This window comes from Providencia sp., assembly GCF_003533305.1.
GTDB lineage: Bacteria > Pseudomonadota > Gammaproteobacteria > Enterobacterales > Enterobacteriaceae > Providencia.
On record NZ_DOEH01000031.1, the window covers coordinates 51,738 to 73,606 of the forward strand.

23 protein-coding genes, 1 other RNA gene and 1 pseudogene are annotated in these 21,869 nt (G+C 37.3%); 11 read left to right on the top strand and 14 right to left on the bottom strand.

The window, feature by feature from the left end:
* Positions 1-89: 89 nt before the first annotated feature.
* The gene (locus DD649_RS18640) at positions 90-803 is read left to right on the top strand and encodes a GNAT family protein (protein WP_294110455.1); all 714 of its coding nucleotides are present in this window, start codon (positions 90-92) and stop codon (positions 801-803) included.
* 198 nt (positions 804-1,001) lie between these two features.
* Here the strand turns inward: DD649_RS18640 and DD649_RS18645 are convergent, their stop codons facing one another.
* Together DD649_RS18645 and DD649_RS18650 are read right to left on the bottom strand one after the other, a co-directional pair.
* On the bottom strand, positions 1,002-1,973 hold the full coding sequence (locus DD649_RS18645) for an FUSC family protein (protein ID WP_294110456.1): 972 nt from the start codon (positions 1,971-1,973) through the stop codon (positions 1,002-1,004).
* A gap of 799 nt (positions 1,974-2,772) precedes the next feature.
* Positions 2,773-3,117, bottom strand: coding sequence for a two pore domain potassium channel family protein (locus tag DD649_RS18650; RefSeq protein WP_294110458.1), 345 nt, complete (start codon positions 3,115-3,117; stop codon positions 2,773-2,775).
* A 184-nt stretch (positions 3,118-3,301) separates the two neighbouring features.
* On the opposite strand from DD649_RS18650, the gene DD649_RS18655 reads away from it, so the two are divergent.
* Positions 3,302-3,853 carry a hypothetical protein gene (locus DD649_RS18655; protein WP_294110460.1) on the top strand — a complete coding sequence of 184 codons (552 nt, stop codon included), beginning with the start codon at positions 3,302-3,304 and terminating at the stop codon, positions 3,851-3,853.
* A 738-nt stretch (positions 3,854-4,591) separates the two neighbouring features.
* Positions 4,592-5,641 (top strand): competence protein CoiA family protein, encoded by a 1,050-nt coding sequence (locus DD649_RS18660; protein WP_294110461.1) that lies wholly within the window; start codon positions 4,592-4,594, stop codon positions 5,639-5,641.
* 51 nt (positions 5,642-5,692) lie between these two features.
* Here DD649_RS18660 and DD649_RS18665 read toward each other — a convergent pair whose 3' ends face one another.
* The 5 genes from DD649_RS18665 to DD649_RS18685 form a co-directional block, all read right to left on the bottom strand.
* Positions 5,693-6,124, bottom strand: a complete 432-nt coding sequence (locus DD649_RS18665) for an antiterminator Q family protein (protein WP_294110462.1) — start codon at positions 6,122-6,124, stop codon at positions 5,693-5,695.
* A 364-nt stretch (positions 6,125-6,488) separates the two neighbouring features.
* Entirely contained in the window at positions 6,489-7,049 is a 561-nt protein-coding gene (locus DD649_RS18670; RefSeq protein WP_294110464.1) for a hypothetical protein, read from the bottom strand.
* 504 nt (positions 7,050-7,553) lie between these two features.
* Positions 7,554-7,988 (bottom strand): hypothetical protein, encoded by a 435-nt coding sequence (locus DD649_RS18675; protein WP_294110466.1) that lies wholly within the window; start codon positions 7,986-7,988, stop codon positions 7,554-7,556.
* A 38-nt stretch (positions 7,989-8,026) separates the two neighbouring features.
* The gene (locus DD649_RS18680; protein WP_336431037.1) at positions 8,027-9,136 is read right to left on the bottom strand and encodes an XRE family transcriptional regulator; all 1,110 of its coding nucleotides are present in this window, start codon (positions 9,134-9,136) and stop codon (positions 8,027-8,029) included.
* Positions 9,137-9,139: 3 nt separating this feature from the next.
* Positions 9,140-9,862 (bottom strand): hypothetical protein, encoded by a 723-nt coding sequence (locus tag DD649_RS18685; RefSeq protein WP_294110470.1) that lies wholly within the window; start codon positions 9,860-9,862, stop codon positions 9,140-9,142.
* Positions 9,863-10,108: 246 nt separating this feature from the next.
* On the opposite strand from DD649_RS18685, the pseudogene DD649_RS18690 reads away from it, so the two are divergent.
* From DD649_RS18690 to DD649_RS18715, 6 genes and pseudogenes are all read left to right on the top strand, one after another.
* A pseudogene (locus DD649_RS18690) lies at positions 10,109-10,223 on the top strand (ash family protein); the annotation flags it as partial.
* A 27-nt stretch (positions 10,224-10,250) separates the two neighbouring features.
* Positions 10,251-10,421: a host cell division inhibitor Icd-like protein gene (locus DD649_RS18695; RefSeq protein WP_272575033.1), complete on the top strand. Its 171-nt coding sequence runs from the start codon at positions 10,251-10,253 to the stop codon at positions 10,419-10,421.
* Positions 10,414-10,602: a hypothetical protein gene (locus DD649_RS18700; RefSeq protein WP_294110472.1), complete on the top strand. Its 189-nt coding sequence runs from the start codon at positions 10,414-10,416 to the stop codon at positions 10,600-10,602. Before DD649_RS18695 ends, DD649_RS18700 begins: the two co-directional genes overlap by 8 nt.
* A gap of 163 nt (positions 10,603-10,765) precedes the next feature.
* Positions 10,766-10,969, top strand: coding sequence for an AlpA family phage regulatory protein (locus DD649_RS18705; protein WP_294110473.1), 204 nt, complete (start codon positions 10,766-10,768; stop codon positions 10,967-10,969).
* 4 nt (positions 10,970-10,973) lie between these two features.
* Entirely contained in the window at positions 10,974-11,171 is a 198-nt protein-coding gene (locus DD649_RS18710; RefSeq protein WP_004250475.1) for a hypothetical protein, read from the top strand.
* 3 nt (positions 11,172-11,174) lie between these two features.
* Positions 11,175-14,045 (top strand): DUF927 domain-containing protein, encoded by a 2,871-nt coding sequence (locus tag DD649_RS18715; protein ID WP_294110488.1) that lies wholly within the window; start codon positions 11,175-11,177, stop codon positions 14,043-14,045.
* Positions 14,046-14,058: 13 nt separating this feature from the next.
* Here the strand turns inward: DD649_RS18715 and DD649_RS18720 are convergent, their stop codons facing one another.
* From DD649_RS18720 to smpB, 4 genes are all read right to left on the bottom strand, one after another.
* The gene (locus DD649_RS18720; protein ID WP_336431038.1) at positions 14,059-14,820 is read right to left on the bottom strand and encodes a hypothetical protein; all 762 of its coding nucleotides are present in this window, start codon (positions 14,818-14,820) and stop codon (positions 14,059-14,061) included.
* Between the two features lies 1 nt (position 14,821).
* Positions 14,822-16,087: an integrase domain-containing protein gene (locus DD649_RS18725; RefSeq protein ID WP_294110492.1), complete on the bottom strand. Its 1,266-nt coding sequence runs from the start codon at positions 16,085-16,087 to the stop codon at positions 14,822-14,824.
* 483 nt (positions 16,088-16,570) lie between these two features.
* Positions 16,571-16,934, bottom strand: a transfer-messenger RNA (tmRNA) gene (ssrA, locus tag DD649_RS18730).
* A 48-nt stretch (positions 16,935-16,982) separates the two neighbouring features.
* Complete coding sequence (smpB, locus tag DD649_RS18735) at positions 16,983-17,465, bottom strand: SsrA-binding protein SmpB (protein WP_294110494.1); 483 nt, start codon at positions 17,463-17,465, stop codon at positions 16,983-16,985.
* 153 nt (positions 17,466-17,618) lie between these two features.
* Between smpB and DD649_RS18740 the strand changes: the two genes are divergently transcribed.
* Positions 17,619-18,053 carry a type II toxin-antitoxin system RatA family toxin gene (locus tag DD649_RS18740; RefSeq protein ID WP_336431039.1) on the top strand — a complete coding sequence of 145 codons (435 nt, stop codon included), beginning with the start codon at positions 17,619-17,621 and terminating at the stop codon, positions 18,051-18,053.
* Positions 18,046-18,339, top strand: a complete 294-nt coding sequence (locus tag DD649_RS18745; protein WP_294110498.1) for an RnfH family protein — start codon at positions 18,046-18,048, stop codon at positions 18,337-18,339. Before DD649_RS18740 ends, DD649_RS18745 begins: the two co-directional genes overlap by 8 nt.
* A 273-nt stretch (positions 18,340-18,612) precedes the next feature.
* Here the strand turns inward: DD649_RS18745 and bamE are convergent, their stop codons facing one another.
* The 3 genes from bamE to nadK form a co-directional block, all read right to left on the bottom strand.
* Positions 18,613-19,005, bottom strand: coding sequence for an outer membrane protein assembly factor BamE (bamE, locus tag DD649_RS18750; RefSeq protein ID WP_294110501.1), 393 nt, complete (start codon positions 19,003-19,005; stop codon positions 18,613-18,615).
* Between the two features lie 112 nt (positions 19,006-19,117).
* Positions 19,118-20,779, bottom strand: a complete 1,662-nt coding sequence (recN, locus tag DD649_RS18755) for a DNA repair protein RecN (protein WP_294110503.1) — start codon at positions 20,777-20,779, stop codon at positions 19,118-19,120.
* An 85-nt stretch (positions 20,780-20,864) separates the two neighbouring features.
* Entirely contained in the window at positions 20,865-21,758 is an 894-nt protein-coding gene (nadK, locus tag DD649_RS18760; RefSeq protein ID WP_294110690.1) for an NAD(+) kinase, read from the bottom strand.
* Between the last annotated feature and the right edge of the window lie 111 nt (positions 21,759-21,869).

The window sequence follows — 21,869 nt, forward strand, 5'->3', positions numbered from 1 at the left end:
AACTGGTACTTAATGATATCAAAAAACTGGTTCTTGAGTGTTATCAACATTTCACTAGAATTGTGATAATCCATTAAAAAGAGGTTTTTATGTACACACAGAATGAATTTGGACAGCCAATAGGTCATTTAGTTAAAAATTGGTCTCCTCGTCCACAGCCATCTGACGTTGTGTTGGAAGGCAAATATTGTATGGTTGAGCCTCTAAATTTGGATCATGCTGAAAGCTTATATAATTCATTTTTAAAATCGCCTGATGGTAGAAGTTGGACATGGTTGTTTGATGAAGCGCCTAAAAATTTTGCTGAATATTTTTCGTGGGTTGAAAATAAATGTCAGAAAAATGATCCATTTTTCTTTACCATTTTAGATAAAAACACACAGGCAGCCATAGGTGTATTTGCTCTTATGCGAATAGATGCAAATAATGGCGTCATTGAAGTTGGACATGTTCACTTTTCGCCTCTACTAAGTGGCACGATTATGTCAACTGAAGCGCATTGGCTTTTGATGAAATATGTTTTTGAAGAGCTAAAATATAGACGTTATGAGTGGAAGTGTAATAGCTTAAATGAGCCTTCCCGCCGTGCTGCTAAACGCCTTGGATTTCAATATGAAGGTACATTTAGAAATGCACTTGTTGCTAAGGGGCGAAACCGTGATACAGATTGGTTTTCAATTATTGATACTGAATGGGATATCGTCAATAAAACTATGCAACAATGGTTATCACCATTAAATTTTACAGACACTGGAAGGCAAATAAAAACACTTGTAGAAATTCGAGAAAATATATTGCGTTAACATATAGACGGAATTTAGATAACTTTCAAAAAAGCAAAGATAAATTTTAAAACGGGCTGACGGAGCTTTCATCCGTCACCGGATTAAATTATTTAACTACTTAACCTATATAGATTATTTTAAAATTTCCAGTTTTCAGTTAAGTTCTTTAGTTATTTTATCATTCGATAAAATAAGGGTAATTCATTTTAGAAGTCATTATTTATTTTTTTTCATCATTAATTTAATGCAATAACTACATATAATTGCAAATATCCCTCCAATAAGCGTTTCCATGACTCTCTCAGGTAAAAGGTGATAATCTACATTATTAAAGAAAATGGACATTTCTATTAAGGATAATACAAGTCCTGTAAGACAAAACGTACCAAATACATTATTTTTTTTTGTATTACTAATAGGGATCAAGAAAGCAAAAATGAGTATGAGTGCAAAGCCAATATACGGCATAAATTCTACGAGGTTAAAGGAAAAATAGAGTAGAAAAACAACGACTAGTGTACCAATAACACGGTCTCTAGTTAGCTTAATGATATTGGTTAACTTAGGATTTAAAACAAAAATATACGTTAATGGAGCCCAGAAAAAATGGTCAAGATTAATAGCTCTAGAGGTTAAAACACATAAAAGTAACCCTAAAGAATAGATAAATGACTGAAATAATTGATTATAAGATAACTTATCTCTCTTTAGTGTGATGTATTTCTTTATTTGAAATAGCGTGATTTCTTCGCGTTTACTCATGGCGTAGCAAAATGCAAGCGTTATAATTGTTCCTATTAGTAGACCTATTACAAGGCCATCAAAACTAGATTCATTAAGTGTTGCGCCTATGATGTAGAAAATCATAAAGTACTTAATTGACATATCTAATGATGAATCAATATTGTAAAACTGGTAGTAAACAAAAGGCGATATGAAGAGGACGATAAAAAATAGAGAGTCAAAACCGAAAAGGTAGCCTAACGCGGAACCCAAAAAAACCAATAAGGAACACAATAGCGAATAGATGATATTTTTATATTGATTGGCTTTATTGAATATTGTGTAGCCATGCAGAGTTGATAGTGAGCTCCAGAGTGTTGCATCAATGCCTGCTGCATAGTAGGTAATGATAAAACTTATGACGAGACATAATGTTAAATAAAAGCTTTCTGCGACTTTCGCCATGAATTCACCTAGTTGGATGAGAAGTAAGCATGTGCTAATTCGTTAGCTATTATGATTAAAATGTGTGCTTAAGTCATTTGTATCATATTTAATATTTATTCGATTATAGATATTAATAATAGTTGTTTTCTTCATTGTAACCTTTGCATCATTTTAGTAAAAGAGCCACTTCCAAAATCATTCCAAATCAGAATACTTAAAAAAATTCACTAAAGTCAAAAAGGGTGTAGATCCACTTATTGAAGTGGTGTCGATAATAACACCTAATCTACTATTTAATACATTATCAGTGATTTATATCAAATATTACAAGTAGTCGACATGAATTTAACTTAGTTCAAGGTTTTCACTTGTCGCGCAAGCAATACGGGAAGTTGAGGCTGCTAAAAGCGTACTTTAATATAAAGTACTGCTATATAAACCAAATACCCTGCAATATCTATCGCAAATACAGATATCAACGTAAATAGACTTTTCATATGCGCCAAAAAAGTTGTGATTATGCATCAATAGACATTTAGATTATAAAAAGGTTCTTAGAGTAGAATGGTAGTTCGGGAAATGGAACAATAAACCTTTGATTAAAGGCTTTTTAATAAAAACTATAGTTATATAAAAATACCATAATAAAAATAATTAGAGGAGTGAAAAAGGAAGCGAAGAATGAATTAAAATATCCAGACATAGACGTATCACCTTTATATTTATGGTCCAATAAAAATTGCTGAGGTGAATGAGCATCTACCATTTAAATTTCTAGTAGAAACTGTTTTAAAATAATCCACTCTAATGGATTTTCTTATTCATCATCTAAATGAAATTTGTGTAATAATCGATGGGCAATAGGTGCAAATATTAATCCTAGAGTGGTCATAAAGACGACACTGGTGAATACACCATAGAAAGCGAAAAAAAACTTTCCTGAAATATTTTGTGGAACAATATATGGGCCAATGCCATTGGCTATAAAAGCACTATTAAATACTGCATCATGTAAATTTATGCTCGAATCAAAGGCTATGTGCCCGACAATGCCTATTAGCAAAGTAACAAGGACTAGCGCAAGTGCGTAACTAAAATGCAATAGCATTCGTTTTAAAAATGCACTGAATGAAATTAGTGGCATATTTTTAGATTCAAACATGGCTTTTCTCTCAAAGTAATTTAATGAAGTGATTGCATAATACCATCTATGTTAGCTTATCTGAAATTACCGCCTTGATCGCGATGGCGTAAGTAAAGCCAAATTCCGCGGGTCTTTTGTTTGCTTCAATTTGTACTTCCGCTAAGCTAACATTATTGAAACTAACTGGCGGGATGGTGATGCTTTGCGCAATTTATTCAATACAAAACATAGGTTAGTTAAGATAGTTGAAAGTATCCCTGATGCTAAAGCACCATTAGGATGGGAGTTATGTTCAATAATTGCCATTGGTGGCTTAACTGAGGTCGGTTTTTCTAAGCAGTATAGCAATATGTTATTGGTAATATCATCCGCAGGCAGAGGATTAATAGATTGTAATACAGGTGAAAAAATTGCGAGAGATTATGAAGAGTATGGCGATTGGTATAGCTCCTTTAACCTAACATCTATGGGGATAGGTATTATATCAAATGAGTCCATATCTATATCTGGTTTATGCGGTGGGGGATTGCCTGTAGCAAACCATTATGGCGAGACATTGACAGTTGCTTCTCCTAAATGGCCCTTAGAATACTTAATATGGGCGCCTTTAGGTAAAGATCCATTAATAGATAGATTTCAAGAAGGCTGTTTGAGAATAATGTCTGACTTTTTTGTCTGCGCCGGCTTTTCATGGAATGGTGAATTTATTGTAGCTGCAACTAGTAGCGATATTACTATATGGAAAAGAGTGTAACCTAATCTAGTCGACCCCTGGGTTGAATGGTAATTTTTTGTCGGATATATCTATATCTTGATTGATAATCCCATGCTCAGCCATTTCTTGGTATTGTTTTAGTTGTCGTATGACAGCCTTGTGAAAAAACTCACCAGTTTTTTGTTTTATCCATAAAGGAATTATATGCATTAGCCGGAAAATAAAAGTCAATGATCAGTCTTTCCTTCGGCTTTTGATGCATTTATGTAAAAACGAGTCTCATCCCCCAGCCGCAAGCCACGCATAGAAATAGATTGTCCTCAGCAAGGAGTGTAATTATCTTTGGGCTGGCGGAATTGGAATTGGTAATGTAATCATTTGATAAATAATGTTATTTGTATTTATTGTTTTTAATTTTACTACCAAGCTTACTACCAAAGTATTTTGCTAGGGTGATTAGACCGAGGAGGGGGAGAGTATAGTATTTTTATAAATACATTTATCTATTTTTGCTTGTCCCGCTGTCCCATCTGTCCTATGTAATATATATTAATATAAAAATATTATATATATTATATAGTTAATATACCTGCCTAACGTACATATCATGGGACAATGCGCAGGACACCCATTTTTTCTGTGTCCCGATGCGTTACCCCTCCTCGGATTGTACCTAATAGGTGCGGCTGAATTTTAACCTGTGCTTTTCTGTACCAGTTAGGAAGTGTACTTATGTATACTAGCTTTGACTTTTTCATTATTTCAGGGAGGGGGGGCATGCCGATAAAAGCAATTTTAGATGGGGAAGAAATTCACTCATTCACTTTTAATGAGAGGGAATGGGAAGAGTTAAAAGACTCATATAAAAAACGAACTCTCGTAATGTCGTGCTGTGGACACGGGGCCATACCCAAAACCAGTAAGCTAAATAACTTTCATTTTTCGCACAAACCCAAAAGCGATTGCCAGTATGCAAGGGAAAGCCCAGATCACTTATACCTGAAATTTTTAATTGCAAAGTTAGCGCACAAAGCTGGATGGTCTGTTACTACAGAGAAATCAGGCCAAACGCCAACAGGTGAGCAGTGGATAGCTGATGTCTACTGCACTAAAAATAATGTTCAATTGATATTTGAAGTACAGCTATCACAACAGAGCATGGATGTATTCAAAGAACGACAGGCTAAGTACATAGCGTCAGGCATTAATAGAGTTCTTTGGTTACACAAATTGAGAAAAGGCAAAGAATTTTATTTTCGCGATATTTGTATATCCTACGATTTACCAATGTTTGGTCTGCTGCAGGACGAAAATAATAATTACTATTTGCCTCAATTCTCGGTTTCAGTCGACCAATTCATTACAGGCGTTTTAGAGAAAAAGTTAACTTGGCATCCCCATAATAATTCGAAGTTACAAGCTAAGGTTATTCCGTACAAAGAGGAATGCTGGCGGTGTGGGAAAGAAACTAACATTGTCCGAGGAATAGGGATCCATTCACTCGATAATATAGCTCTAGATTTTATCTCTTTTGGTAATCAAGATTGCAAAGACCTTATACACAAGCATATAAGTAATGAAGTTCTAAAATCGCATGGCATAGGCGAATTAAAACAACGTTATAGTAAAACTGCGGGTGGTTTTTACCTTTCCAATGGTTGTAAATATTGTAATGCGTTACTTGGTGATTTTTACTTGCCGAACTCCCCCCTTGAATACCGGAGTAATAAGTATAAATCTATAGCTACTTTCACATTTGATTATCGTGGAAGCCCTTTTATAAATCAGAATTGGTATTTTCAAGGACTGAGGGCCAAACGAATATAACCATGCAATTTTTAACATGGTTCAAAAACGATACCATCTACTCGGGCAGGGTTATCTAAGAACAGCGGCATTTTGTGGCTGTACGCGTTGCTGGTGACGGGGAAAGCCGTAAAGTAAATTTAGTTCTAAAGGTTCATCTACAGCAGTTAAGCATCCTAAGATAAAGCTTTCCGCTATCGCCATGCGTTTACGGACTTCACTTTCATTCAGCTTATACTTACGGCCTATAGAACGTTTGGACATACCTTTAGCGTAGTAACATTCGATAAAGTCACATTCTTGTTCCATCTGGACATTACGCAATTTCGCAATACAACCATCAATAATAAGCCCGTCCTCGTCACAGCATGACAGCTTAGTAATACTCGTGCGACTCACTAAGCCTTTAAATCCAGCGGCAACAGACGAGTAACCAAGGCCAGTACGCCCACGAACTACCCAACCACCCCAATGTAAAAGTATCTTCTGTATATCTCTTTGCATTTTTACACCTATAGTTTTCTATACCAGTAGTGGTTATAAAGTGATTCGTGATTTTTGTACCAGTTAGTACATTTTAACAATATGAAAGAGATAAAGCGAATAGCCTATAACATACTGATTTATATTAATTATACCAAGTCGGTAGAATTGAATTTTAAGCAGGATCATTTTACAAATTGAAGCGGTAATTTTCAGACAGGGTTATCTAACAACCACCAGCTTTTAGAAGTGAACTGTATTGAACACTTATATATAAGAGTCTTTAAAATTCTAAATACTTAAACAGTAAATAACTATATGTAGGTGGTGGGGATGTTATCCCCTGCCTGTAAATTGGGCGTAGTTAAATATATGGATCTTTCTATTAATTATTCTCGTTATAGTATCTTTTTATTACATTCTCTTTAGCTGAAATAATTTTATCCGAAGGTGGGGCTATCACGATGGCGGCAATTAAAAGACCTGCTATATATAAAGCAAAAACAGAGACCCCTACCCATGATTTTATTACAACTGCGATTGATAGAAATATAGCAAGGATTATAATTGCTGCACCTAGCCATATTACAGTTCGATGATGTTTTTTCACTTTTTGATGATTTATTGATAGTTGATTATTAGATTGGTCGACAGATAAAAAAACATTTACTGGTTTGAAAAATTTTGCTGATGCCAATTCATATTTAAATTTATCTAAAATGCTAACAATAATCGGTTGTGCTACACTTAAACTAACCCCTGTAATAACTTCGATTTGCCTTCTCACTCTCTCATTCTCAACGAAATCAACAAATTCGCGTGATGTTGGTTGTTCTAAGATTTTATCTTGTCGATTAACTCTATCCCTACCAAAATAGAAGAATAACGGTAATATTGTTGAACTAACCAATCCGGTAAAAATATTAAATATTGTCATGACTGTCATTTCAGTTTCCTTAGATATAAAAATTAAACTATAAGGTTTAAAACATGTATGTAGCACTCACTGTACTGATTATTTATCTGGTAGTTCATCGATTTTTTTACCCATCAGTTATTATCATGACTACTTAGCTTCATGTTTTTCTGATTTTGGTTTTTTCTCACAGGCATTAATAACCCACGCTGAAAAATTAGGATTTTCAAACTTTACACTTGAGTTAATTTATTCAAGTAATTCATGTGGAAAGCGAATGTGTTTTTTAGTTGATTTATTATCTATATCACCCGTAGCCATTGGCATATACCTATTGTTGTTTAGATAGTGTTAACACACCTTACTATATTTTTTGGAATAAAAAGTGTTGGCATGTATACCCGTCTTAAAATAGAGCGGGTGTAAACCGCCATTTAGGTGGTGAGGATGTTATCCCCGACCAGTGGATTGCGCGTAGTCGTAAGGCAAAATAACATGCGAAAATTAAATTTCAATTATGTAAAATCACATAAGCTATTTCCAACCATATGGCTCGAGTTCTTTTTTGACTAAGCTTTGTACTGTAATGACATCTCTTAAGTTAGCATGCTTACTACAAAATATTACGTATGCTTCAATAGGTGTATAGCGTTCTTTATAGAAAAAGTAATTTCTCAGTGGATGTTTTTCAGCTGCATACACAGGGCTGGTGGGGCATTGATATTTTTTATCTATCCAAGATGAAAATTGGTCAATTGTTAGGTCATATACTTTGCTATCTATTTCAACCCAATAGTGATGTATATTTCGTTTTCTAGTACTTCCTAAGACAATTTCAATTTTGGATGTGGGAAAGTTTTGTGATGCTTCTAACCCGAGGAGGATAGAACTTCCTTGGCAACAATTTACAGGAAAATCAAAAAAGAAAGGAAAACCCATACTATCAAGTTTAGTATGGGTCTTTTCCAATATTTCTCGGAGATCGGAAGCTAATTTAATACATATAGTCATTTTACAAGACTTAATTTTGCTTTAGCAGAACGGTAGTCATTGCTTTCAGAAATTCCGTTATAAGCTTCCATAAAGAAAGGGTTATTGAATGTTAACGCATTCATTTCATCTAAAGGTATATTTAATTGTTCTAAAACTTCAGATCTTTTTATCCCTTGCTGTCTTAATGCTGTGAATATTTTATCTAATATAAGCGATTTTTCTCTAACTTCTAATCCTTCAGGCTCTGATGTTTTGAATCCTCTACGAGTTAAATCTATGCATAATTGCCTATAATGCCATTCTGTTGAAAGGTTTAAATCAAAAGTTCGTCGTACAAGAGCAGCTAAAGATACATTCCAAAATTTCTTTAATTCAATTAATAAATCTAAGGATGGCATTCTTGGCACATTAGCTAATACGCTGCGCTCTGGCATTAAAAATGCAGAAGCAAATCGATCTGCCTCTATTTCAGCTTCTCTACCGCTATTACTTGAGTGCTTATGCATAATTAAATGGCCTAATTCATGTGCGGTATCAAATCGACTTCTTTCTGGTGTTTTCATGGTGTTCAGCAGCATGAATGGTTTGTTATCCATCCAAAAAGAAAAAGCATCGACTTCAAGACAGTTTTCAGCAAGAGAAAAAACTCTTACTCCTTTAGATTCAACTAAGTGAATAATATTTTTTAAAGATAATTCTCCTAATCCCCAAGCTTCTCTTGTAACCCTTGCAGCCTGATCTGGCCCCATGAAATTATCAAAGGAGCAATCAGGTAAACAAGGTTCAGGTAGTCGAAAGCTAGACTCAATCCATTTAGATATATCTTGAGCCAATTTTCCTGCGCTGATTGCTGATGCTCTCCGACCCGCAGAAAGTTTTGTCATTGCGCGGAAACTTACGGTATCGTTTTCTAAAGTAGGTGTATCTTCAACTTCAAAAAAACTTAATGGATAATTCAGTGCGTTAGCTATTTTGCTTATATTATCATCGATAGCTAGTTCAAAATTATTTGCATTCTCATAGTTATTAATTGTTTTACTTGTTAATCCAGTAGCGTCTGCGAGAGCTTTTTGTGTTAAGCCTCGACGCTCTCTAGCCATTCGAATCCGTTCAGAAAAATACATAAATTAACCAACGTTAAGGATATCAATATCGATATCTGGAGTGAATTCTGGTGAAATTGTCACTGGTTCTATAGGGTGATCAGTTGGTATCGAAAGAATTACTCGAATTGAAAAACTATTAATTTTATTCTTATAACTAAACGTTAAAGGCCTTGAAAATTCAGCTCGTATAGTTTGTTGACCAAAGCTATTAGGTTCAGTAAATGTATACATTAAAAACCATAAGTCTAAATTTAGTTTGTTAGGAAGTGGAGATATATTTTCAATATTGGTAGTTGGAAAATCAAAAGTTAGCTGTTCATCATTTATTGTTGGTAAAGTTCCTTGACCAGGCATATCATTTTCGAAAAGCCCCATTAGGTCACATGTAAATTCACCTTTAGGATAGAACGTTTCTGGATAACCATTAACCAATCCTGTTTGTTCGCATCCTCGAGTTATATGAATGGCTATTTTATCGTTCGCAACAAATTCAACATTTCGAATAGATAATTTTTTGAAGCCTTTAAGACTAAGGATTTCACGAGAGCTGCTAACAGCCTCACCAGTAAAAAAGTGCCCTTTAGATGCCGCAGGGAAATTTGAGGTTACTGATTCTCGTTTGCTTAATGCTCTATATAATATTTCTGTAAACTCTTCTGTACTTACATCTAAAGATGATAAAAATGCATTTACATCATCTTCCTGATGAATAACTTTTATTCTTTCTGTATTTAATAACTGCATGTTGAGTTCCTTTAGATGACTTTCCATTTATTAAACCTCAATTGAGGTTGTAAATCAAGAAAGTTATTGTGAAAATAACTTGCTTCTACCGGTATCAATTCGATATAGTGATCTCGTACTAGCAAAATCTAGTATCAGGATTGGCGTCCTGAATGAGTTAACGGCGACACATGACGCGCTTTGCGTCTTTTTTGTGTCCATGCCTACGCACACCTATTAAATGCGGTACCATAACGCGCTGAATCTATGGTGGCGGCAGCAGAGCAACCGCAAGGTTGGCTGGAATCCGTTAACTCCAGTAACGCCAACTCTACTGTCGTCACCACCCCCCGAAATTGGCGTTTCTGGTGGTGACTCCTTACTTAAGTTAACGGAGATCATCATAATGATGGCTACCCCTACCCAAACTCACCCTAAATTTATATGGCGCTTTTTCTCCTGCCAACAATTTAAATATTTCATTGTTGAAGCCACCAGCGAACAAGAAGCGCGTTCATTACTTCCCGACTCACCTTGTGTATTTTCTGCGCGTATTCGTCAGGAGGTGGGACATGCCTAATCATCCTGTTTTTGCTACGCCTGCGGATGCAATTCGCCCAATTGCTGCGGCATTAGAAGCGGCTCAGTTCTTGGCGTTAGATCCACAGGCTAAAGACCTCTCCAATGACCTAATCGCATGGGCGCAAGAAACCGCTGCACAAATGGCTATCAAGATGCAAAACGAAAAGCCAACTGATTAGTAATTGGTGTTAGAGGGTGAATATTTCGCGGAGTGGGTAATTTTTTGCAACTTTGCCTTATTCGAGTCTATTCCCCTCTGCACATGCACAAGTCTTATAAGCGGTAATTAGCCAGCGTACCTTTTCAGCGTAAACCGAATAATACCGAATAAAGGTGAAGACAATGACAACGGGTGAATCAATGCTAACGAAAAAGGAAGTAAAAGCTTTACTGCATTATAAGTCTGATAGTGGCTTTCATGAGTTTTTAAAAAGAACGCCTACGTTTCCAAAGTCCGTCAAATTAGGGCTAAGGCGTGTAGGGTGGGCGGCTAGTGAAGTCGATGCTTATTTAGCCGCCCAGCTTAGTTCTCGCAAGGATAACTAACATTATGTCTAAATACTCTAACTCACATATTGCAGTTTTACAGCGTTGTAGCGCAGCTAAAGCAGAAACATTTTCATCAGATGTAGGCATAGAAAAACGTTATGGCGATATGGTTGTCATGGACTCGGGTTTTGTTAATCGGGCTGTACGTCGTCGTATAAAGGCTAATGAAAGAAAACGTAATAAGAAATTAGGTAGTTAATATATGGCAGATAAAATCTACTATTCCCGAGGTCGGGATAAGTTCGACATTACGCCCGAACAGCGGTGTGCAGAGGATGAGGACGATTTTATCAATAAAATTCTGTCCGATACCGCTAAAGCAAAATATCAGCAATATTTTTGTGCTCCAATGGCAACAGGTGAACATCCTCGAGGGCAAGACCCAAAAGAAAAGCATCCTGAAAAGTTTCAAGGTACTAAACCTTGGCGTTTATCTTTACTTGCCGCTAAACGTCGATTTATCAGCTTTGATTGTGACAGTTTTGATAGTCCTAAAACCTACCAAGTACTGATCAGTTATTTGCAAAAAAGATATAAAGGGCTTTTATACACCACGTTCAACTACACCGTAGATGCTCCTCGTTGCCGCTTTGTGCTTATGTTGAATAGTGAGGTTGACCGCAATCAAGGGAAACTAGTCAGTAAAGCTATTGAAGTAGAAATTAACCAAGCTTTGAGTTCACTGGCTGAACAGCTAGGTGATAGTTCATGGAGTCCAGCCATTGGATGGGATGATTCGGTATATCGTGCAGAACAACAGTGTTATTTACCGATAAAGAACCCGTTGAATAAAGAAATTAGAAAAGGCGTACCAGTTACAGATGCTATTACCTATAAATTCGATGGTGAGCTAGTCAACGTTGCAGGATGTTTAGAGTGTGCGGATACGCTAGAGCTAAAAGCACCTAAAAGATATGAGCCGAACACTGATGATTTTACCGATTTTGATAATTGGCTTGATGTTGATGAACATACCTTAGCCGATTTACAGGATGCTTTGTTTTTTCCGCCAATGGTTGAAATATCAAAAGGTGGGCGCACTGACTGGCAAAAAGTGTTAGCGGCACTCGGTAGTCTAAAAAATACGCCTTATGAAGATGAAGCCTATCAATTGGCTTTATCATGGTCTATCGCTGGCGGCTCTACATTTGATCAGCAAGCATTCGAGGAGACTTGGGCTACATCTAGAGCAGATTTAACCAGCTATAAAGCTGTTTTTGCAAAAGCGGATCGCCTTGGTTGGGTAAACCCACAAAAGTTAAGACCTTATCTTGAGCTTAAAAAAGTCGGTCTATACATGACGGATGAAGGGTTAATGCTCAATAAAGAGGAAGGGACAGGTAAGAATAAAATCATTGTTACTAAGCAAGTTTCCGCTTTATTTTCAATTCGAGGCTTAACTCGTGATGCGTATAGCGATAACTGGGGTAAGTTAATTACGTTTAATGATAGGGATTCTATACAGAAGCAATTTATTGTTCCCGATGAGCAATTACATAAACAAGGTACGGATATCCTCCAGCGACTCGCTAACTTAGGCTTGTGGATCAACATTTCACAAAGTAGAGCGTTACTCGATTACTTCAATATTACAACAGCAAAAGAGCGCATTACATTGGCAGATACAACAGGTTGGTTTAATGCTCATGCATTTGTTTTACCCGATAGAACGATTGGCCCTACCGACGATAAAATCATGTACCGTTTATCTGGTAGAAAGAAAACCGAAAGCAGCCAATTATCTCAATTAGGCACATTAGAAGAGTGGCAACAACATATAGCGGCTAAGTGTGTTAATAACACTCGATTAGTTTTTGCGGTCTGTGTGGCACTATCTGCACCATTGTTAGACGTCCTCGGTGTCGATGGTGGAGTCTTTAGCTTAAAAGGCCCATCTTCTAAAGGTAAGAGCACGGCTCAACATACAGCGGCTTCTGTTTGGGGGAGTGGTGCTACAACAGGTGGCTATGCACATAGCTGTAATACTTCACTAGTTGGAATTGAAGTTCTGGCCACCGCTCATAATGATCTTCCATTAATACTGGATGAGCTGAAAGCGGCTAACCCTAAAATGGTGGGGCAAATTGCTTATATGTTGGCACTCGGACAGGGTAAAGTCCGAGGAACTAAAGATGTTACTTTACGTGATACTCTACAATGGCGAACTCTTGTTCTAGCTTCTAGTGAAGATGCTTTTGAAAACTATCTCAAAGCAGCAGGTGAAGCTATAGCTGCAGGTCAGCAAGCTCGATTTGTTGATATACCTGCGATTGTTAGTGATGAGTTGGGTGTGTTTGATGATATCCATAATATGTCCTCCGCGAAAGCATTTGCTGATAGTCTCAATACTTTATCAACTCAATACTATGGTTCTGCCGGCATTCACTGGCTTGAGAAGCTTACACATATTGAACGCTCAGAGTTAATGCCAAGGCTTGATGCATATATTGCCGAATTTAAGGCTATGTACCGTCCAGATAATGCAAGTTCTCAACTTGACCGAGTATTAGAGCGTTTTGCTCTATGTGCTTCTGCGGGAGAGTATGCGACTGAGCTGGGCGTAACAGGTTGGGGTAATGGTGAAGCTATTAAAGGCGTAGGTTCCTGTTTTAATAGTTACGTTGAAGAACGAGGAACGGTAGGGGATTTAGAAAGTGTAAACGGTATTAAGCAACTTTGTGCTTATTTAAGTACGTACCGCGAAGCGCGTTTTAAGCAGATAGGCGTTAATTCGTCGTTATCTACCTTTGACGGCTATTATGTTCTAAATCAAACGCTAGATACTTCAATTGGTGATTTTGTCGATGAAACCACGGATAACACTGATGAAGTTATAGATGCTGGCGGTGTGTATTGGGTAACGGCTGATGCTATGCGAGATAGGGTATTAGCCAACTGTAACATGGAAATGACATTAGCCGAGCTGCATAAAGTTGGCGCGCTAATAGGCGTTAAAGAAGCTCAAGAGCCAAGTGGGCAGTTTAAATTTGAATATAACCCAAGGGCTTACAATCCTATCGACGGTAAACGGAAGCGTTACTATCGTATTGATGAAACGAAGTTAGATTTATAATTAAATAGGCCAGTCATTTAGCTGGCTTATTTTTTTTATCTCTCAGTAACGGCGTGACCCAATCATAAATAGTTTCCCAAGAAATCCCCTTATCTGCATCTTGATTTTTATTGAATGGATGTAACTTCATATATTCGATTGAGCCAACAGGATGTTCAGTTACCCAATCATGATATCTAGCATCAACTTGGTTAGTTAAGGCTGTCATAGTTATTTTTCCTTTATCTTCACTAATTACTTGCTCTGCCCATACATTTATTTTTGCTTTAATTGGGCCATAGTATTTATCGTGTTTAGCGTAGGCTGCTTTTTGCCTTTTCTCTATTAAATCCAGACTGCTCAGGTTATCAAAGCTATTAACTACTTCTGCATCGTCCGTTTGTTTAGCTAAGATAGCGAAAGCAAAATTACTCGCTGCAAGTAGATATTTATCATTTGGAATATCTTCATTTTCGGTCATACCCAAAACAGCACAAGCACCAACAAGAGGTATTGTTTTATTTCCATCTGATAATGGTTCAGCTACGCAATATCGCCAAGCATAGCTATCGATTTTAGTTAGTTCTCTAGCTGTTTCTTGGGGTACATCGATTAAATCCCACACGTTAAGGTAGTCTAAAGCTTGTTCAATATCATATTCTGATAACGTAGAAAGCTGGTGGATGCACCAATGTGCCGAGGAGAGGTGAGTTAGATAAATATCATCCTCGCTATGTGGCGAAAATAGCACCTTAGCCTTGTTGATATTTTCTAGAGTGAACAGATCTTTGCTCATGTTATTCACCAATAACCCGTAAGCCCTTAATACATTCTGCGGCTGTCATGTCACCAGTTGCAGCACCTTTAACAAATTGCCCCCACCAATCCATAATAATCTTTCGTTGTTCAAGATAAGTTGAGCGGTTATAGGCTGCACGTACCGAATTTTTCTCTCTATGGGCTAGTACTGCTTCAATAGCATCTGGCATGAACTCTTGTTCATTCATTGCGGTACTAGCGATAGCGCGCATTCCATGAGCCGTTAGTAAGCCTTCAAATCCCATACGTTTTAAGGCCATGTTAGCTGTTTGGCTATTCATCGATTTTGAAGGTTCAGAACGATGAGGAAAGACAAATTCTCTGTGGCCTGAAATAGGTTTCATGACTTCTAAGATATCGAGAGCAGGTTGGTTTAATGGGATTGTATGTGCATGGCCCATCTTCATTGTTTCAGCGGGCACATTCCAAAACTTGTTATCAAAGTCAATTTCAGACCAACGAGCTTGTACGGCTTCTCCTGGTCGAGTAACGGTTAGTAATTGCCATTCAATAACTAAGCGCGTTGATAATTCAATTTGTGCAACAGATAGCGCACGCATTAGCCGAGGAAGCTCATCGGGTTTTAGGGTCGGATTATGCTTTTTCTTAGGCTTAGGAAACGCTTTACTAACGGTAGTAAACGGATTGGCATCAATAATCCCTGCATTCATCGCAAAGTCCATTATTTCAACTGTTCGTTGAGTAAGGCGCTTTATTGTCTCTAAATTTCCTCTTGCTTGAATAGGCTTTAATATTTCCACCAGCATAGGGGCTTTGAGTAAAGAGACTGGCATCTTACCTAATTTGGGGAAAATATCTTTTTCAAGTGAACGCCATACATCATTTGCGTAGTCGGGTGTGACGGTCGTTCTTTTAATGGCTATCCAGCGAGTAGCAACTTTTTCAAGAATATGACTATTTTCCTCTTGTGCGATAGCTTGTTGCTGTTTACCCCAATCAAGAGGATCAATATTTTGTGCCAGTAATGCTTTGTACTCATCTTTGATTTTACGGGCGTCAGCTAATCCAATAGCAGGGTATTCACCAATGGCTATCATTGTGCGTTTTTGTGTAAGCGGCTTGTAGTAACGAAAGTACCAACGACGAGAACCCGAAACTTTAGCGAGGAGTTCTAATCCGTCCCCGTCTCGATATATTGTGTCCTTAAGTTCCCCTGCCTGATTAGGTTTAGCTTTTGCGTTGGCTACAGCCGTAGGGGATAGGGGCTTTATTTTTTTAGGCATATTCGATTCTCTATCTTGGTAGTAACGTTTTTAACGGTTAAATCGCTTACTACTACGGGACATTTGCTCTATTACTTAACAGTGTGTCCTATTTTAATTTTAGTGTCCCAGTATGTATTTTTATTTTAAATCATGTGGTTAAGTCATTTTTGTGGCTGATTTATAAATGTTGGGACAATAGCCGAGGACGGGGTGTTGTCCTATGTTTTTTGTTTATATATCAATGTGATAAGCTGCCTTGGGACAGCGGGACGCATTTTTCAGCGAAAAACATAACTATATAAAGAAATTTTATAAGGACAGGACTTTGGTAGTAAGAAAAATAGTAGTATCTATCCTTTACTACTAAACATACTACCAAAGCTTTCGAGTTAAAACGATAGGTAACGAATATAAACGTATAATAAAAAAGCCTTAACTCGTTATGAATTAAGGCTTTTTAAGGTGTTTTCGAATATTTACGAATGCATTCGAATACTAATTTGGTGGAGCTGGCGGGAGTTGAACCCGCGTCCGAAATTTCTACATCCTCGGTACTACATGCTTAGTCTAGTCTTTAAATTCATTTGCCAGCTGCGGACAGACACGCCACTAACAAACTATCCTGATTAAGTTTAACGCTGCAACCCCAGGCAAGGCATTCACGCGATCTCTTTTGGTTTTGACCTCTCTTGATCCCCGTCCTAAGAGCGGAGGCTAGGGAGAGAGGGCTCTGAGCAGGTTATTAAGCTGCTAGTGCGTAGTTTTCGTCGTTTGCGACTATTTTTTTACGGCTTTTTACGAGGCCAACCGTCCCTCGGCATGCACCTTGGGTTTCGCAAATCCCGTCGAATCCAGAATCAGCCCCAAGTTGTTGAACGCAGTATAACAGAAAATTACGCTATAAAGCTAGAGGTTAGCGATTAGAATGTTTCATTATACGTGCTTTATCTAACTGCCATTCACGATCTTTGATGTCAGAACGCTTGTCATGTGCTTTTTTACCTTTGGCTACGCCAATTTTAACTTTGCACCACGCATTTTTCCAATATAAGGAAAGTGCGATGACGGTATAACCTTCGCGGTTAACTCTACCATATAGAGTGTCTAATTCACGTTGGTTTAATAATAATTTGCGGCTACGAGTTGGATCGCAAACAACGTGCGATGATGCAACCATTAGTGGTGTAAAGTTTGCACCAAACAAATAAGCTTCACCATCTCGAAGTAAGACGTAGCTATCACTAATGTTGGCTTTGCCCGCACGTAATGATTTAACTTCCCAACCTTGTAGGGACAAACCCGCCTCGAACTCCTCTTCGATAGAATATTCGTGGCGAGCACGTTTGTTCATAGCAATTGTTGCTGAACCGGGTTTATAGGGTTTTTTCTTTGTCATAGTTCAATCATTATACTTTAAGCTGAGTTGAAATAAATCTTTCTGTACTTAAATTTTTTTAATTGTGCATTTATTGCCCTATATGGGTTTTGTTTTTTGTTTAACCAATCAATAGTGGTATTATATGCGCAGTTTTTGGGGATAGGAATTGATATGCCACAGATTAGTCGCTCTGCATTGGTCCCTTTTAGTGCAGAACAAATGTATAAACTCGTTAATGATGTTATTTCATACCCTAGTTTTTTACCTGGGTGCGTGGGTAGCCGTATTATTAGCCATCATGATGATGAAATGACTGCTGCTGTCGAGGTGTCGAAAGCGGGGATCAGTAAAACGTTTGTGACCAAAAATATATTGGAAGATAATAAATGTATCCATATGCAATTGGTTGAAGGGCCTTTTAGTAAGCTCTCTGGAGGGTGGCGTTTTATCCCCCTAAGTGCAGATGCCTGTAAAATTGAGTTTCATCTTGATTTTGAATTTACTAATAAATTAATTGAACTGGCTTTTGGTAAAGTTTTTAAGGAACTTGCTAATAATATGGTTCAGGCTTTTACATTAAGAGCTAAGGATGTTTATAGTGTCTGATCTTAATATTGAGGTGGCTTACGCCTTACCTGAAAAGCAGTTTTTATTGCCTGTTAAGGTAGCCAATGGTGCAACTATTGAAGATGTAATTATTGCATCAGGTATTTTATCTCTACGTGCTGATATAGATTTAAAAAAAAATAAAGTGGGTATTTATAGTCGGCCTGCCAAATTAGGTGATTTGGTGCAAGATGGGGATAGAATTGAAATTTATCGACCGTTACTTGCAGATCCGAAAGAATTACGTCGTAAACGCGCTGAAAAATCAAAAGAAACAAAAAAATAGTTCAATTTCAAATGTGTGATTGATAAGCCGAGTTAATGCTCGGTTTTTTTGTTTTTGTGCTTTTTAAACTTAATTTTTTAAAAATCAGATGGATAGACGGAAAAAGCCTAATAGACAATGGAAAACGGGACGATAACGAAAATTTTTAGTCATTAGATATTTGTAACTACCTGCAAAATGCTAATTTTAAGCTTTAACAGGTAGTTACTTGTTCAGAATACTGAAAATAGGTATAGAACAGTATCAGAAGACAGATGACATTAATGTAATGTGTTATTCAGCTGCTTTTGTTTCTGATGCTTTAATTTCTTTATTTTCCATTGATTCTTGTGCTGCAAGATTTTTTTCATTTTTGATTTCGGTAAGGATACCATTACGATCAAAATTGAGAGTTAAAGTTTCTTGCTGAACAGGATCGTGACCAAGTTCTTGGCGGAAAACATAATACCAGGTCTGAGTACCAAACGGGTCGGATAACATTGGTGTGCCCAAAGTATAAGCGACCTGTTGCTGTGTCATTCCTTTTTGGATCTTAGCAACATCTTTCGCGGTTAAGTAGTTACCTTGGTTAATGTCAGGGTGATAGACAAGACGTTCCATCATTGAACAGCCCGTAGACATTAATGCGAGTGATAGTGCAGCAGCAGTTAACAATTTATAACGCATGGATATCTCATTCCTTTTGGAGTCAGAACATCAATGATAATCGACATTGATACAATTTAAAACCTTCCTGATTGACTCTAAGACCACATGAGCGCAAAAAAGTTGTCAAAAATTAGGCTGCAAGCAATTCTTTTGCATTCGCAAGGGTGTTTTTTGTCACTGAAGAACCCGCTAAAAGTCTTGCAAGCTCTTGTAATCTAGATTTTTTATCTAGTAGTTGCATATGCGTTTCAGTTTCGATGCCATTGGTTTCTTTACTGACATAAAAATGATGATGACCGCAACCTGCAACTTGAGGTAAATGAGTAACGCACATAACTTGGGTCGATTCGCCGAGCTCACGTAATAATTTTCCGACAATTGCTGCAGTAGGGCCACTGATCCCTACATCGACTTCGTCAAAAATAAGTGCCGGCGTATCCATTTTTTTCGCTGTGATAACTTGGATAGCGAGTGCAATTCGTGATAGTTCGCCGCCAGATGCGACTTTTGCAAGAGCTTGGTGTGGTTGTCCTGGATTAGTTGTAACATTAAATTCAACTTTACAAGCACCATCAACTTGTAATTGTTCAGGAACAAATTTGATATCGATAGTAAATTTACCATGCGGCATCGAGAGCTGATGCATACTATCAGTGATTAGATGACTTAATTCTTGTGCATACTGCAAACGAATTTGATGTAAACGTTTTGCGTACTCTAAAGCGATTTGATGATTTGTGACAACTTGTTCATTTAAAGCGGCGCAGTCTTCATTTTGGTTTGCTATTAATTCTTGTTCAGCTAAAAATTGTTGAAATAACTCTGGCAATGATTCTGCGGTAACATGATGTTTACGCGCAAGACTAATTTGTTTTGATATTCGTTTTTCAAGTTCAAATAAACGATTTGGGTCTAGTTCAAACTGATCACAATAATGTTTTAATTCATCACTGACTTCACTTACTTGAATCGAGGCCTCTTCAAGCATATCGAGCAACCCTGAGAATTTTGGATTAAGTGAGATTAATTCACTTAATTCATTTTTAGCGGTATTGAGTAAGCTAATAATATTGGTGTCATCATTATCAGACAATATTTGAGTTGTACTTTGACCAATAGAAAGAAATTGTCCGTGGTTAGCGAGTTGATTGTATTCTTGTTCTATTTCTTCAAATTCACCTTGTATTGGCATGAATTCATTTAACTCTTTCAAATGATAACTAAGTAACTGTTGGCGTGATTCACGTTCCTGCATTTGTTTTTGAAAAACAGCAAGTTGTTGGCATGAATTATGCCAGTTTTGCCATGTTTTTTTCATTTGGGCTAATAAATCTTGCTGGTTTGAATATGCATCAAGTAGAAATTTTTGATGGTTGTTATCAAGCAATAACTGGTGAGCGTGTTGACCGTGAATTTGGATGAGTAGGGTGCCTAGTTCTCTTAATTGTGATAAAGGGACTGAAACGCCGTTAATAAAGCCTCTAGAGCGACCGTCAGAGGTAATAGTACGACGTAATAGGCATTCGTTGTAGTTATCAAGTTGGTGTTCTGTGAGCCAATTGGAGGCCATTTGTGCATCAGTAAGTGAAAAGCGGGCGCATAAGTCAGCACGTTGTGCGCTAGGGCGAACCATATTGGCTTCCCCGCGATTACCTAAACACAGTCCAAGAGCATCAATTGCAATAGATTTACCAGCACCAGTCTCACCTGTAATTGTGGTCATTCCGCTGCGAAAATCAATTTCTAACTCACGAACAATAGCAAAATTATTGATAGTTAATTGGGTTAGCATCTGCGCTCTCCTGTGAAAATTCACAACTGTGTTTTCATACAGTGTAAACTGTTTTTTTATACAGTAAAGAGCCAGAGCATAAAAATTAGAAAGTTTTTTTAGCCCAACCTAACTTTGAGCTTAATGTATTGAAATAGTTATAATCTTTTGGGTGTACTAAATTAAGGCTTTTATTACTACGTTTGATAATAACTTCTTCACCATCTTGAATAGGTAACATTATTTGGCTATCACAACTCACTTCGTAATCAATATTACTTCGTATGAATTTTAAGCGAATACTACTATCGCTACTGATAACGAGTGGTCGTGATGACAGTGTATGAGGAAACATAGGGACTAAAACAATCGCATCTAAATTTGGCATTAAAATAGGCCCACCAGCTGATAAAGAATATGCGGTTGAACCTGTTGGTGTAGCAATGATGAGCCCATCAGAGCGTTGAGAGAAGGCAAATTTATCATCGATGTAAACTTCAAACTCAATCATGTGTGCGACTTTGCCTGGGTGTAAAACTATTTCGTTTATTGCGCTGCTTTTACGGGCTTTTTGGTTTGGTTTTATAACTTGGGCCTCTAATAAAAAGCGTTGTTCTTCATGGTATTCCCCTTCAAGTACACGAGAAAGTTGTTGCAGGGCATTATCGGGATCAAGATCAGTTAAAAAACCTAAATTTCCACGGTTAACACCAATAACTTTGTTGTTATAACGCGATAAAATACGAGCCGCCCCAAGCATATTACCGTCACCACCAACGACAATGACTAAATCAGCTTGTTGTCCTATTTCTGTCAGATTACCAGTATTTGCATTTTTTAAGTTCAAGTCTTTTGCAACTTGCTTATCAATAATGGCATGATAATTTTTAGATATAAGCCAATGATAGATAACTTCATGTGTTGCTAATGCTTCAGGGTGTCTCGGATGTCCGACAATACCGATTGTTTTAAAGTGTGATTGTGGTTTCGTTTTATCCATTTGCATACTTTTTTGGCCTCTCATTGTATGACTTCCCTTGAATCCCTGTTTTAGATCCCCATAATACTCTCATTGTATGACTTCCCTTGAATCCCTGTTTTAGATCCCCAT